This window comes from Pseudomonas sp. CFBP 13727 (assembly GCF_014841915.1).
GTDB lineage: Bacteria > Pseudomonadota > Gammaproteobacteria > Pseudomonadales > Pseudomonadaceae > Aquipseudomonas > Aquipseudomonas baltica.
In genome coordinates this window covers 610,825-624,397 of the sequence record NZ_JACYUT010000001.1, presented here as the reverse complement: position 1 = coordinate 624,397, position 13,573 = coordinate 610,825, and the positions used below count along the sequence as shown (strand labels likewise).

The following is a 13,573-nucleotide window of genomic DNA, read 5'->3' as shown; positions in this document are numbered from 1 at the left end:
AGTGGGAGCCGCGTAACTGTGGCATCAGCGATTGTTGCGCAGAATCGAGAAGTTCAGCGCCGCGGCCACGCAGAGCCAGGCCAGGTAGGGGAACAGGATCAGCCCGGTGATGACGTCCAGGCGCATTGCCAGGGCAACCATGGCGGCGGTCACCAGCCACAAGACCACGATGATCACCATCCCGGCGAGCAGGCGATGGGCGCCGAAGAATACCGGCGTCCACAGGGTATTCAGGGCGATCTGCGCGGCCCACAGCGCCAGTACCGTCTCGCTGCCCGGCAGTTGGGTCAGCCGATAGCCCGCCCACGCCAGCAGCAGGTAGATGACCGTCCAGGCCACGGGAAACGCCCAGTTGGGCGGGGTGAAACGCGGCTTGACCAGCGAGGCGTACCATTCGCCGGGCTTGAAGATGACACCGGTGCTGGCTGCGGCGGCGCAGGCCAGCAGAAAGATGAAGAAAACCATGATGAGTCCTTGTGCAAGGGCAGGGGGGCGCTGCAATAGCGAGATGTGCTATCAAGCTGACGCCTGAACCACGGAAAAGTTTGCGCGAGCGTGCAGCGCGTTCAGCCTTCCTCCCGCTGTCCTGCCGGGCCAACCGCAGCGCTCAGGTGACCAATGGGACGCAGCGGCACGAATCGAACCCCAGCTGAAATTGTGCAAGGCAGCCCTGATCATTGTGGTAGGTTTCGATGATTCCCTGCTGCCAAGCTGTTCAATCGACCCTGCGTTTCAGTCCGGAGAATCACCATGTCCCAGAGCAACGTTTCCAAGGTGCCGCGTCAGACCTTGACCGAACAAGTCCTGCAGGCCAAGGCCACGCACAATCTGACCTGGGCGGCGCTGTCCGAGGGGACCGGCCTGAGTACGGTGTATGTGACGGCCGCGCTGCTGGGCCAACACCCGCTGCCGCAGGCGGTTGCCGAAGTGGTGGCCGAGCGTCTGGGCCTCGACGCGCAAGCGGTCGTTCAGTTGCAGACCATACCGTTGCGCGGCAACGCCGAAGACGTGTCCAACGACCCGACCATCTATCGCTTTCACGAAATGGTCCAGGTCTACGGCACTACCTTGAAGGCTCTGGTGCATGAGCAATTCGGCGACGGCATCATCAGTGCGATCAACTTCAAACTCGACATCAAGAAAGTCGAAGATCCAGAAGGCGGATCGCGTGCTGTGATCACCCTGGACGGCAAGTTCCTGCCCTACAAGCCTTTCTAGGATCCTCGCCATGAACCAGGAAAACCGCCCACCGTTGCCACCTTTCACCGTCGAAACCGCCATTCAGAAAGTGCGTGGCGCCGAAGATGGCTGGAACTCCCGGGACGCCGCCAAAGTGGCGCTGGCCTATACCCACGACACCTGCTGGCGCAACCGCAGCGAGTTCATCGAAGGTCGAGCCCAGGCCCAGGCGTTTCTCGAACGCAAGTGGCGCAAGGAGTTGGACTACCGCCTGATCAAGGAGCTGTGGGCCTTCGCCGACAACCGCATTGCCGTGCGTTACGCCTACGAGTGGCATGACGATTCGGGCAACTGGTTTCGCTCCTACGGCAACGAGAACTGGGAGTTCGCCGCCAACGGACTCATGCACCGGCGCTTCGCCTGCATCAACGACCTGCCGATTGCCGAGTCCGAACGCAAGTACCACTGGCCCTTGGGGCGGCGCCCCGACGATCACCCAGGGTTGAGTGATCTGGGGCTTTGAGGGCGCGCTGACGGCCATCGTCAGCGCAAGTGCTCAGGCCAGTTTGCCGCGCGACACGCCCGTTTGTTCCGAGGCCGCCACGCGTGCGGCGGCTTCGGCATCGACCGTGCGCAACGACTTGCCACGGGTTTCACGGGTCAGGCTGACGGCGACGATGGAGATTACCGCAGCCCCGACCAGGTACCAGGCGATGGGCGTGGAGCTGTTGTATTTGTTCAGCAGAGTGATGGCGATCAGCGGCGCCAGCGAGCCGGCGAAGATCGGCGCCACCTGATAACACAGCGACAGCGCTGTGTAGCGCACATGGGTCGGGAACATCTCGGCCATGAGTGCCGAGTAGGGCGCATAGGTCATGGATTCGATGGCCAGGCCCAGAGTGATGGCCGCCATGATCAGCCAGTTGTTGCCGGTGTCCATCATCGGGAAGCCGACGAAACCCCAGAACGCCGTCAGTACTGCGCCGGTCAGGTACACCGGTTTGCGGCCGACCAGGTCGGAGAGGTAGCCCATCAGCGGAATCATGAAGAAGTGCAGGAAGTGCGCGCCGAACATCAGCAGCAGAATCTGCGAGGTGTCCTTGTGAACCACCAGCTTGAGGTAGGTGATGGAAAAGGTCACCACCGTGTAATACAGAATGTTCTCGGCAAACCGCGCGCCGATTCCCACCAACACTGAACGCCAGTGATGGCGCAGTACTTCGACCACACCCAGCTGTTCGGATTGAATCGATGCCTGGCGCGCCTGGGCTTCCTTGAAGATAGGCGCATCGTCGACGCTGCTGCGGATCCAGTAGCCGATCAGCACCACAATGGCCGACAGCCAGAACGCCACGCGCCAGCCCCAGGCCAGGAACTGCTCCTCGGAAAGCCCGGTGGACAGCCCCAGCAAGGCGACGGTAGCGATCAGGTTGCCCGCCGGCACGCCTGCTTGTGGCCAGCTGGCCCAGAAGCCGCGACGGTTGTCTGGGCAGTGCTCGGACACCAGCAGGATGGCACCGCCCCATTCGCCGCCGAACGCGAAGCCCTGGATCAGCCGCAACAGCACCAGCAGCACGGGCGCAGCGTAGCCGATGGTGGCGAAACCTGGCAGGCAGCCCATCAGGAAGGTGGTGATGCCCACCACTACCAGGCTCAGTTGCAGCAGGCGCTTGCGGCCGAACTTGTCGCCGTAGTGGCCGAACACCAACCCGCCCAGTGGTCGGGCCAGAAAGCCCACTGCGTAGAGCGCGAAGGCAGCAATGATGCCGTCGATGGGGCTATCGGTCTGGCGAAAGAACAGCTGGCCGAACACCAGCGCGGAGGCCGTTCCGTACAGGAAGAATTCGTACCATTCGGCGACGGTTCCGGCCATGGCGGCCGCCACGACACGTTTGAGTCCCGCTGGGGTGGTCGCGTTGGAAGAAGTGGACATGATCAGGCTTCCTGGAGTGGCAATGACAGGTACCCGGGCCTGGCGGATGCGCCTGGCCCGGTCGTGATTCAAAGACCGACGTCGGGCAGGGTGGGGCGGTTGGCCAGGGCCTTGGCCATGATGCGTTCGACGAACAGACGGTCTTCATCCGGCAGGGCCAGGCGCGGTGGGCGAGTGAGGGCGCTGCCGCGGCCCATGATCGCTTCGCACAGCTTGATGCACTGCACCAGGTCCGCACGGGCGTCCAGGTGGAGGATCGGCATCAGCCACCGGTAGATTTCCATGGCTTCGGCAAAGCGTCCGGCCTTGGCCAGGCGGAAGATGGTTTCGCCTTCCTGTGGGAAAACGTTGGACATGCCCGACACCCAGCCTTCGGCGCCCACTGCGATGCTTTCCAGGACGACGTCGTCGAGGCCGGCGAACAGCACGAAGCGGTCGCCCACTTCGTTGCGCACGTCGATGAAGCGCCGGGTATCGCCGGAGGAGTCCTTGAAGCACACCACGTTGTCGCAGTCGGCCAGGGAAATGAGGATCTCGGCGGTGACATCGTTCTTGTAGATGGGCGGGTTGTTGTAGACCATCAACGGCACGTCGGCGTGCTTGGCCACGTAACGGAAGTGCTCGGCGGTCTCGAAAGGCTTGGAGCCGTAGACCAGCGCCGGCATCAGCATGACGCCGTCCACCCCGGCCTTGCGTACGGCATTGGCGGTTTTTGCGGCAGCGACACTGGTGAATTCCGCCACGCCGCAGATGACCGGCACGCGCCCACCGGAGGCGTCGACGGCCACTTCGGTGACAGCGATCTTCTCTTCGGCGGTCAACGAGGTGTTTTCACCTACCGAGCCGCAGACCACCAGGCCTGACACGCCGTCGCGAATCACATTGGAAATCACCTGATGAGTCTTTTCCAGGTTGATGGAAAAGTCATCGTTGAATTGAGTGGTAACAGCCGGGAATACGCCACTCCAGTTGATGCGCTTGCTCATTCGATTTGCTCCGCTGATTAATGGTATTTCGTATACGCTTCGATTCGTACGTTGCTTGCAAAGGGTGATGCGGTTCCAGCCATGTTGTCGCGAGTAGGCGATGTGCCTGCTCGTGCATCGGTAGCGCCTATTTGACCGACTTCAGGAACGCGGCCGTTTCCGGCTGCAAGGGGTTGCCGATGACCTGGTCCGGGCTGCCGATCTCATGCACCAGGCCGTTGCGGAAAAACGCCACGCGATCGGACACATCGCGGGCGAAACGAATCTCGTGGGTTACCAGTACCATGGTCATGCCGTCTTCGGCGAGCATGCGCATGGTGTCGAGCACTTCGCCCACCAGTTGCGGATCGAGCGCCGAGGTGGCTTCGTCGAACAGCATGTAGTCCGGTGACATGGCCAGCGCTCGGGCAATCGCCATGCGCTGCTGCTGGCCGCCCGAGAGCTTGCCGGGAAAGGTATTGAATTTGTCGCTCAGGCCGACATGGGTCAACTGCTGCACGGCCAGCGCCTCGGCCTGCTCCTTGCTCTTGCCCAGTACCTTGCGTGGCGCCAGCATGACGTTCTCCAGCACGGTGAGGTGAGGAAAGGCGTTCCATTGCTGGAACACGATGCCGATTCGCTGGCGCAGCTGGTTGAGGTTTGTGCTGCTGCCGTGGACCTCGACCCCGTCGACTCGAATACTGCCTTTCTGGATCGGCTCCAGGCCGTTGATGCACATCAGCAAGGTGGATTTTCCCGAACCCGAGCCGCCGATGATCGACACCACCTCGCCCTTGCTCACCGTCAGGCTGACGCCCTTGATGACCTCCAGTTCGCCGAAGGATTTGTGTACGTTGTCGATCTCAATCATTTTCCTGCCACCTTCTTTCCAGACGAGCGCCCAGGCGAGCGACCACCAGGCTCATGACGTAGTAGATGAGCCCGGCGATGCACAGCACCAGCAGCGGCTCCTGTATGCGCGTGACGATGGTCTGCGACGCGCGCAGCAGTTCGACGATACCGATCCACATCACCAGCGCGGTGTCCTTCATGACGCCAAGCACCAGGTTGAGCCAGCCGGGGAAGGCGACCCGGGTGGCCATCGGCAGGACGATGTAGCGCAGGTCTTGCCAATAGCTCAGGCCGAGCGAGCGGCTGGCCCGGCGCACCGATGGCGACACGGCAAGCACCCCGCTGCGGACGATCTCGGTGAAGTACGCCGCCGCGTAGACGCCCAGCACGATGCAGCCGACGCTGAACGCGCTGATGTTCAATCCGACGATGCTCTTGAGCGAGTTGAGCAGCACGAACTGGATCAGCAACGGCACGCTGCGGAACACGTCCAGCACCCACGCCAGCGGCAGGCTGGCGCGCGGTGCGAGGGCCCGCAGCAGGCCGCACAGCAAGCCGCCGAAGGAGCCCGCCAGGATTGCCCAGAACGTCAGTTGCAGGGTGACCCAGGCGCCATCGAGCATGTACAGGAGGTCTGTCGCGGTGAGGCTGGTGGAAAACATGCGCCGCTCCTCAGTAGCGAAACAGACGCCAGCTCAACAGCCGGGCGAGGCCGACGATCAGCTTGGCGATCAGGTAATAGAGCACCGCGGCCATCGCGAAATATTCGAAGGTGCGGAAGGTCTTCACGTTGTAGTCCTGGGTGACCCCGGTCAGGTCGTCGTTGAGCCCGACTACCACGCCCAGGGACGTCATCAGCACCGCCCAGACCATCTGGTTGCTCAGCGGGTAGAACACCACGCGCAACAGTTGCGGAACGATGATCATGCGGTAGGCCTGGAAGGCACTCATGCCCAGCGAGCGCGCGGCGCGCATCTGGGTGTCCGGCACCGCCCTGAGACCGCCGCGGAAATTTTCCGCCAGGTAGCCGGCGTTGTTGAAGGTGATGCCGGCCAGCAGTGCCAGCCAGGAGCTGACGTGCAGGCCCAGCGAGCCGAGGCCGAAGTACAGGATGTAGATCTGGAACAGCGACGGGGTGTTGCGCGCAATCGACACCCAGCCGTCGCCGATGCCGCGCAGCGCCCGGCCGCGGAACGTCCGTTCGGAGCCTGCACGCATCACGGTCAGAAGCAGGGCGATGAGCACACCGAAAATCATCGACAGCGCCGCGGTTTCGAACGTCACCCACGCGCCTTGCAGCATGTCGGGCAGGGCGTGCCACGCAGCCCGCCATTGGAAGGTGTAGTCAAACATGCTCCGCGCCCTCCGCTGCACAGGTGGCCAGCCAGGCGGGCGGTCGAGCGCTGGTGGCGCCGCTGCACGCGCTGTCGACACAGGTGCCGAGGCTGGCGAAATGAACGCTGCGCCCGACCAGGCCGGGCGCGTAGTGGGCGTACTTGCCCGAGTTGGTCATCAGGCTGCGCACACCCACGGGAATGACCGGTTCGCCCAGCATGCACCAACAGGTGTCGGTGATCAGCGTGGCGCCGAAGGCCTCGAGCACGGCCACATGACCCGCCGCCCGTGCCTGTTCCAGCACCGCTCGGCCACAGGTGATGGCCAGTACCACGTCCGGGTGCCTGCGCAGGCCGCGGCAGAGCTCGGCCAGGCGGGCGAATTCGGTCAGGGAGAAGTGCGGGTTGCCCAGGGATACCAACCTTACCTGCGTGTCCCGGGCGCTGTTGAGTTCCATCCAGCTGGCGTAGAGGTCTTGCAGAGAAATCGAGACGCGCGGCAGCGTTTCCGGCGAGTCACTCGAGTGCGCCGGGTTCAGGGCTTCCGGAGTGACGCCGGCGATATGAAACATGGGTGCAGCGCTGGTGGTGGCGAACGCGGCGCCGAATGCCTTGAGGTCGTCCAGGCTGGGCCTGAGGTGCTGCAGGCCGCTGATCAATGGAATGCGGCTGCCGCACTGGGTCCCGACGTGATAGCCGAGCAGCGGGTAGAAGCTGTCATCCAGTTCTTTCAACGCCGGTACGTCGATCAGCAGTTGGGCCCGACGTTGCTCCTGGAGATGGCAGCCGATCAGGGGCGCGCGGCCAGTCAATGCAATGCAGATGTCCAGGTAGTCCGGGTATTTGAGCGTGCGCGCACCGAGCACGCTGTTGGCGTATACCACCGCGTTGGACTCGGCCCACACCACTTGCTCGCCGAGCGCCGGTGCACTGTCGAGCAGATAGGGCGCGCAGGTGAAACTTGCGCGCGCACCCATGGCCGTGTACGCGTCGCCCAACGCGCTGGCAGGCTCGCCCAGGGCCGGATCGATGCCCAGTGCTCGCCAGCGCCGCTGGTCCACCGAGATGGCGTTCAGGGTAGTGGGCACCCGCACCCGCGCGCCCCATTGCACCAGTTGTTCGGCAAACCGCAGGCTGGCAGGGCCGGTGTAGATGCAGCCGTCGATGTGCGCCTGAGTGATATCGACCAGTTCCCGCGCGCCCTGGAGACGGGCCATGCGCAGGACGATCTGCATCGCCACCTGCGCCGCCTTGCCGTGGCTGCCTGCGAGCAACTCATGGTCACGGCTGTCGAGTGCAAAGCCGTCATCGAACGGCTCCGGCTGGCCGACGCCTGGCTGCGGCTGCCAGTCGTCCGTTGGCGCCTGGCTGTAGAGGCCGAGCGCTGCCCCATCCAACCGAGCCCATGCCACGCCGCGCAGCGTATCGAAGGCTTCCTGGCCGATACACAGCACCGGCAGCGAGCGGGCGAAGAAGTGCTGTGCCACCAGCACGCCCAAGCTGAGGATTTCATCGGCTTCGGCCAGTACCAGCGCTGCCGGCGCGTGGCCGTTGCTGATCAGCTCCATCATGACGCTGCTGCCCGTGCAGGACCCGCGACTGCCGGGAATCGCCAGGACCCGGCCCGCCACCCGCTGACCGCTGAGCGGGTGATGGCGGTCGATCACCTCGCCACTGCTGGGGTCGACCCCGCCCCAGAAACTCAGGCCGGTGTCGGCAAACAACAGGGCGCCTTGAGCGCTGCCGTCTATCAGGCTGCGTCCACCGACGCTGCGTGGCATGGTCGTCACCTCAGTAGTAGACGTTGGGTACGGTGAGGTTGGCGGGCGCAATTTCGGTGCCGACCCATTTGACGAACAACTCGTTGTAGCGACCGCTGCGCACCTGCTGGTTGACGAACAGGTCGAGGTAGTTGAGCAGACCGTATTCGGTGCGCTTGGCGCCCAGGGAAACGTAGTCGATCACGTAGGGCGCATTGCCGGCGACCTTGAGGTTCTTGTATTTGCCGGATTTCAGAGTGGCGGCGGCCACGGTATTGGTGACCACGGTGGCCTGGATATGGCCTTGGGCGACGGCCAGAATAGTGTCGTTCTGCGACTGATACGCGCGGAAGCTGCCGCTGCCCCAGCCCTTCACGTCCTTTTCCAGCGCGATGGCCTCGTAGGTGCCGCTGGTGTTGCCCACTGCCTTGCCCTTGAGGTCGTCGAAGCTGTTGACGCCGGTGTCGTCGCGGGTCAGCACGACCATCTGGAAGGCGAAGTAGGGCACGCTGAGGCCGACGGTCTTGGCCCGTTCCAGGGTGTCGGAGGTGGAGGCCACGATCACGTCGGCACGCCCCGAGATGAGTGCCGGAATCCGGTCCGGAAACGGCGTCTCGATGACTTCGGCATCGACGCCCAGCACCTTCGCCAGGTCGTTGCAGTAGTCGACGTCGAACCCTGCAGGCTTGTTGGCGCTGTCGCGCATGCCCATGGGCGGGAAGTCCAGGGTCACCGCACAGCGCAGCTTGCCGGAACCAATGATGTCGTCCAGCTTGTCGGCCTGGGCGGTCGCCATGAAAGTAGTACTGAGCACAGCGGTTAGGGCTACGGCGAAGGCGGGAGTTTTCATGGAGGCCTCGGAGTTGGGTGAGCACTGGAACTGCCATTGAGAATTTCGTATACGATATTTCAAATGCAACAGGCGTGCCTGTTTTCGTTCGTGCTCGCGCTGTCGTCGTAAGCCCCTGAATCAGGGCGTGTTCATCATGGATCGGCGATGGTGGAAGAGTCGGGTATGACGCCGTGGGGTGTTACATAAGGGAGCACCGCCCCAATGATTGCCCGCTAACGGAACATCAGCGATGGCTTTCGCGGTACAGGCTTGGCGAAAGGTGCGTCAGCGCGCGGAACTGCCGGCTGAACGCACTGTGGTCGGTGTAGCCACAGCGCAGGGCGACATCGGTGATGGGCAGGTCTTCGTCGCGCAGCAGACGTGAGGCCTCCTCGAGGCGGGCCTTGTGAATCAGCTGGCGCGGGGTCAGGTGGAAGATCCGCTTGCAGTGACGCTCCAGTTGCGCAACCGACAGCCCGGCAATGGCGGTCAGCTCCGCGAGGCTGATCGGACGATGAAAATGGGTGCGGATGTGCGCGTCGACCGCCGCCAGTTTCGCGAAGGCCGGGTGGCTCGACTGAGGCAACTGCAGGTCGCGGGAAATGCCGGCCAGGCCGATGATCCGACCCTGTTCATCGTGCAAGGCGATCTTGTGGGTCAGGCACCACACGGGCTGGTTGCCATAATAGAGGTGCAGCTCCAGCTGATTGGCCAATTCGCGGCCGCTGCCAAGGACCTTGCGGTCCTGTTCGGTGTACAGCGTGCCAAAGCGTGCCGGGAACACTTGCTCGGCGGTCAAGCCCAGCAGCTGCTGACTGGTCTTGAAGCCGCAACGCTTGGCCAGGGTGGCATTGACGAAGGCATAGCGGGCGGCGTCGTCCTTGATGAAAAACACCACGTCGGCCAAGGCGTCGAGCAAGGGGGCCAGGGGGTGCAGGCTGCCCAGCAGGTTCGGTAGTTGGCACGGGCTGGCGCTGAGGAATGCGGCGAGCATGGGGTCGAGGTCCGGAAGTGACTCCTGCAGGATAGTGCTGCCGGGCTGCTGCGCAAAGCCCGGACACTGTGTTTAGCAGGGCGGGGTTCAGGCGGGCGGGTGGCCGTCGAGGCGCAGCAGGGTCTCGATCCGTGCCGGGCTGAAGGGCGGTCGCGGTGCCGAGGGTTGCCAGTTGAACAGGTGCGCGGTGGCGGCGCCGCATACCCGCCCCTGGCAAGCGCCCATGCCGCAGCGGGTGGCGAGTTTGGCCTCGCGCCAATCGCAATGGGCGGCAAGCGCTGCAAACGGCACGTCTTCGCAGCGGCAGACCAGGGTGTCCGGCGCGCACAGGGCAGCGAGCGCAGGATCGAGGGCAAATGCCCGGTTCAGCACGGCCGCGAAGCCTTGCCAACGGGCCCGCTGCGGCCAAAGCCGCTGCGCCGCCGCCTGGTCGCCCGCGGCGGCGTGTCCGGCGATGCTGCCTTCCACCGAGGCCAGCTCGCTGCCGCCGAAGCCGGTGCATTCGCCTGCGGCAAAATGGTCCGCCAGGCTGCTCGCCTGCCAGGCATCGACGGCGATGGCCCGGTCCTGCAGCGCACAGCCCAAGGCCTCGCCCAGCTGCGTGTTGGGCACTAGGCCGAAGCCACAGGCCAGCCGGTCACAGGGCAGTTCCCTGATCCGGCCCTGCTGCATCAGCCGTACGCCTTCCAGGCGGTCGTCACCCAGAGCGGCCAGCACATGGCTGCCGGTGCGATAGGCGGGTGAAAACAGTTGCAACGACTGCAGCCATTTATGTGGCCAGCGTGGCAGCTGCGTGGCAAATCCTGCCACGGCGCGGGTGCTGGCCTGCTCGGCGATGCGCAGCACCCGTGCGCCGTTCTTCGCTGCACTGTGCGCGCTGGCCAGCAGCAGCGGGCCGCTGCCGGCAACCACCACGCGTTCGCCCGCAACGGGGAGGCCGCCCTTGATCAACGCTTGCAGGCCACCGGCACCGGTCACGCCAGGCAGCGTCCAGCCGGGGAAGGGCAGCAGCAACTCGCGGGCACCGGTGCACAGAATCAGCTTTGCATAGCCGATGATCCAGCCGCGCTCGTCGCTCTCCACCAGTAACTGATGGGGCGCAGGCCGGGCGATCACCCGAGTGGAACCCTGGATCTGCACGTTGGCACACGCCTGCAGGCGCTCGCGCAGCCGTGTGGCCTGGGTGGGCAGCGAGGCCTGCGGGCCATCGCGCCAGATCTGCCCGCCGGGCAACGGATTGTCGTCCAGCAACACGATGCGCAGGCCGCTGGGTGCCGCTGCCAGCGCCGCATGGATGCCTGCCGGCCCGGCACCGATGATGAGAATATCGACGTGCTCGATCATGGCAGGCTCCGTACCTGCATGCCGTCGCGGCAGGACGTCTGGCACGCCAGGCGCCGCGCGCCGTCGATGGTCACACGGCATTCCTGGCAGATACCCATGCCGCACAGCGGCGCGCGCCGTTGGCCGCTGACCGAGGTGCGCGTGCAGCCATCACCGGCCATCGCGAGTGCCGCAGCGACGCTGGTGCCGACCGCCACCTGCAGCGTGCGTCCATCGACCGTCAACTCAAGCATGGCTGGACCCTCCAAGAAAACGTTGCGGCAGGTAGGGCGTTGCCGCCAGCGGCAGTGATTCGTCGAACAGTTGCGCCACCAGCAAATCGGCGGTCGCCGGCGCAGTGGTCACCCCCAGGCCTTCATGACCCACCGCCAGCCACAGGCCCGGACGCTGGGGATGCTCGCCCACCAGGGGCAAGCCATCCGGGCTGGCGGCGCGAAAACCGGTCCAGGCACGAATCACGTTCAGCGTGTTCAGCGCAGGCACGTACTCTGCCGCGCGCCGGAGCATCTTGGCGAGCATCCAGCCTTCGACGTCGGGATCCGTGGTGTTGAATTGCCGTGAGGCGCCGATGAACAGTTGTCCGGTCGGGCGCGGCTGGATGTTGCAGGCCGTGGACGGCCCACTGGCGTTGTGGGCGCTGGTGACATAGCCCAGTTCCACCAGCGTGTGAGTGATCTGCGCGGGGTAGCGGTCGGTGATCGCCAGATGGCCTTTCTTGGCCTGGATCGGCAGCTCGGGGCACAGCTCGGTGGCCTGGATGCCGTTGGCCAACAGCACCATGCCAGCACTGAGCCATTGGCCGTCGGCCAGACGCACACGGTTGCCGTCTACCTCGGTGACCGTGGCGCGTTGCTGGCGGATCAACGGATGATCGAGCATCCACTGGGCGGCCGCCGGCGCATACACAATGCCGTCCCCCTTGATCAACAGACCACCCTCCAGCCCTTCGCGAAGCAACGGTTCGCGCTCGCGCAGGGCGTTGCCAGCGAGGATTTCGCAGGCCTCGCCATGCTCGCGCAACACCCCGAACTTGTGCTCGGCAGCGGCCATTTCCTCAGCGTTGGCGGCCAGCCATAGGGTGCCGTTGCTGCGGTAGGCACAACCGTCGGGCAACGACCCGGCGATGTCGCGCCAGCGCTTCAACGAGTATTGACTCAAGGCCAGTTCGGCCGCGTTGTCGTCGAGCACCAGCAGGTGGCCCATGCCGGCGGCCGTGGCACCGGGCGTGCCGGCGTCCAGCACCCGTACGCTCAGCCCGCGCTTGGCCAGGGCCTGGGCGCAGGCAGCGCCGACGATGCCTGCGCCGATGACGATGGCGTCGGCCACGGCCGTGGGGTTCACAAGCGGATACCCCAGGCGAAGGGGTCGTCGGCCTGCAGGATCAGTGTGGCTTCGGCGCTGATGTAGGCCCGGCCGCGAATGGTCGGCACAACGGGCCCGTCGCTGCCGTGTTCCAGGGTTTCATAGGAACCCTCGAACTCGCTGCCGATGACGCTGGCCTGACGCCAGATCTGCCCGGGCTGCAGTTTGCCGTCGGCGGCCAGGCACGCCAGCTTGGCGCTGGTCCCGGTTCCGCAAGGCGAGCGATCGTAGGCTTTGCCGGGGCACAGCACGAAGTTGCGGCTGTCGGCCCGTTGGTCTTCGGCGAACAACTCGATGTGGTCGATCAGCCCGCCGTCCTCGCCGCGTATGCCTTGATCCTCCAGCGCGTGCTGCACGGCGACGGTGTAGGCCGTCAGGGCGTCGAGGTTGTCACCGCTGACCGCCAGGCCATGCTCGGCGACCAGGAAAAACCAGTTGCCGCCCCAGGCGATGTCGCCGGTGACCGAACCGATGCCCGGCACCTGCAGGGCGACGTCCTTGCGGTAACGATAGGACGGCACATTGCGCACGCTCACCGAACCGTCCTCGTGCAGCGTGGCCTGGACGGTGCCGACCGGCGTCTCGACGGCGTGCACGCCCGGCCCGATTCGGCCCAGGTGGGCCAGCGAGGCGATCAAGCCGATGGTGCCGTGGCCGCACATGCCCAGGTAGCCGGTGTTATTGAAGAAGATCACTCCGGCGCAGGCGTTCGGGTCTACCGGCGTGCACAGCAGTGCGCCTACCAGCACATCGCTGCCCCGCGGCTCCAGTACACAGGCGGCGCGCCAGGCATCATGCCGCTCGGCGAGCAATTGCTTGCGCTCGGCCATGCTGCCGGTGCCCAGCTCGGGAAAACCGTCGATCACCAGGCGGGTGGGCTCACCACCGGTGTGCGAGTCGATCACTTGGATGCGGGTCATGGGGCCACTCGTCGGGTCGGTAAAGTGACCCTTAGAATGGCGCAGATAGCCCTCTGCGGCTTGAGCTATTTAGCCCGTGACAATGACGAATTCGGCAC

At 64.8% G+C, this 13,573-nt stretch carries 15 protein-coding genes; 2 read left to right on the top strand and 13 right to left on the bottom strand.

The window, feature by feature from the left end:
* Positions 1 to 24: 24 nt before the first annotated feature.
* Positions 25 to 465, bottom strand: a complete 441-nt coding sequence (gene tspO, locus IFT76_RS02680; protein WP_122712873.1) for a tryptophan-rich sensory protein TspO — start codon at positions 463 to 465, stop codon at positions 25 to 27.
* Between the two features lie 285 nt (positions 466 to 750).
* Between tspO and cynS the strand changes: the two genes are divergently transcribed.
* Complete coding sequence (gene cynS, locus IFT76_RS02675) at positions 751 to 1,218, top strand: cyanase (RefSeq protein ID WP_122478607.1); 468 nt, start codon at positions 751 to 753, stop codon at positions 1,216 to 1,218.
* Positions 1,219 to 1,228: 10 nt separating this feature from the next.
* On the top strand, positions 1,229 to 1,702 hold the full coding sequence (locus tag IFT76_RS02670; protein WP_185793594.1) for a nuclear transport factor 2 family protein: 474 nt from the start codon (positions 1,229 to 1,231) through the stop codon (positions 1,700 to 1,702).
* A 33-nt stretch (positions 1,703 to 1,735) separates the two neighbouring features.
* Here the strand turns inward: IFT76_RS02670 and abaF are convergent, their stop codons facing one another.
* The 12 genes from abaF to IFT76_RS02610 all read right to left on the bottom strand — a co-directional run bounded on the left by abaF (position 1,736) and on the right by IFT76_RS02610 (position 13,475).
* Entirely contained in the window at positions 1,736 to 3,112 is a 1,377-nt protein-coding gene (gene abaF / locus IFT76_RS02665) for a fosfomycin efflux MFS transporter AbaF (protein ID WP_122478604.1), read from the bottom strand.
* A 68-nt stretch (positions 3,113 to 3,180) separates the two neighbouring features.
* Positions 3,181 to 4,098, bottom strand: coding sequence for a dihydrodipicolinate synthase family protein (locus IFT76_RS02660; protein WP_122478602.1), 918 nt, complete (start codon positions 4,096 to 4,098; stop codon positions 3,181 to 3,183).
* Positions 4,099 to 4,225: 127 nt separating this feature from the next.
* Positions 4,226 to 4,948: an amino acid ABC transporter ATP-binding protein gene (locus tag IFT76_RS02655; protein WP_122478600.1), complete on the bottom strand. Its 723-nt coding sequence runs from the start codon at positions 4,946 to 4,948 to the stop codon at positions 4,226 to 4,228.
* Positions 4,941 to 5,591, bottom strand: a complete 651-nt coding sequence (locus tag IFT76_RS02650; protein ID WP_122478598.1) for an amino acid ABC transporter permease — start codon at positions 5,589 to 5,591, stop codon at positions 4,941 to 4,943. Before IFT76_RS02650 ends, IFT76_RS02655 begins: the two co-directional genes overlap by 8 nt.
* A gap of 10 nt (positions 5,592 to 5,601) precedes the next feature.
* Positions 5,602 to 6,282 carry an amino acid ABC transporter permease gene (locus IFT76_RS02645; RefSeq protein WP_192057332.1) on the bottom strand — a complete coding sequence of 227 codons (681 nt, stop codon included), beginning with the start codon at positions 6,280 to 6,282 and terminating at the stop codon, positions 5,602 to 5,604.
* Positions 6,275 to 8,044, bottom strand: coding sequence for a cis-3-hydroxy-L-proline dehydratase (gene lhpI, locus IFT76_RS02640; protein WP_192057331.1), 1,770 nt, complete (start codon positions 8,042 to 8,044; stop codon positions 6,275 to 6,277). The genes IFT76_RS02645 and lhpI overlap by 8 nt, the downstream gene beginning before the upstream one ends.
* A 10-nt stretch (positions 8,045 to 8,054) precedes the next feature.
* Entirely contained in the window at positions 8,055 to 8,873 is an 819-nt protein-coding gene (locus IFT76_RS02635; protein ID WP_192057330.1) for an ABC transporter substrate-binding protein, read from the bottom strand.
* A gap of 226 nt (positions 8,874 to 9,099) precedes the next feature.
* Positions 9,100 to 9,849: an AraC family transcriptional regulator gene (locus IFT76_RS02630; protein ID WP_192057329.1), complete on the bottom strand. Its 750-nt coding sequence runs from the start codon at positions 9,847 to 9,849 to the stop codon at positions 9,100 to 9,102.
* A gap of 87 nt (positions 9,850 to 9,936) precedes the next feature.
* The gene (locus tag IFT76_RS02625; protein WP_192057328.1) at positions 9,937 to 11,193 is read right to left on the bottom strand and encodes an NAD(P)/FAD-dependent oxidoreductase; all 1,257 of its coding nucleotides are present in this window, start codon (positions 11,191 to 11,193) and stop codon (positions 9,937 to 9,939) included.
* Complete coding sequence (locus tag IFT76_RS02620) at positions 11,190 to 11,426, bottom strand: (2Fe-2S)-binding protein (protein ID WP_192047320.1); 237 nt, start codon at positions 11,424 to 11,426, stop codon at positions 11,190 to 11,192. Before IFT76_RS02620 ends, IFT76_RS02625 begins: the two co-directional genes overlap by 4 nt.
* Complete coding sequence (locus IFT76_RS02615; protein ID WP_192057327.1) at positions 11,419 to 12,534, bottom strand: FAD-dependent oxidoreductase; 1,116 nt, start codon at positions 12,532 to 12,534, stop codon at positions 11,419 to 11,421. Before IFT76_RS02615 ends, IFT76_RS02620 begins: the two co-directional genes overlap by 8 nt.
* On the bottom strand, positions 12,531 to 13,475 hold the full coding sequence (locus IFT76_RS02610; RefSeq protein ID WP_192057326.1) for a 4-hydroxyproline epimerase: 945 nt from the start codon (positions 13,473 to 13,475) through the stop codon (positions 12,531 to 12,533). Before IFT76_RS02610 ends, IFT76_RS02615 begins: the two co-directional genes overlap by 4 nt.
* Positions 13,476 to 13,573 lie beyond the last annotated feature (98 nt).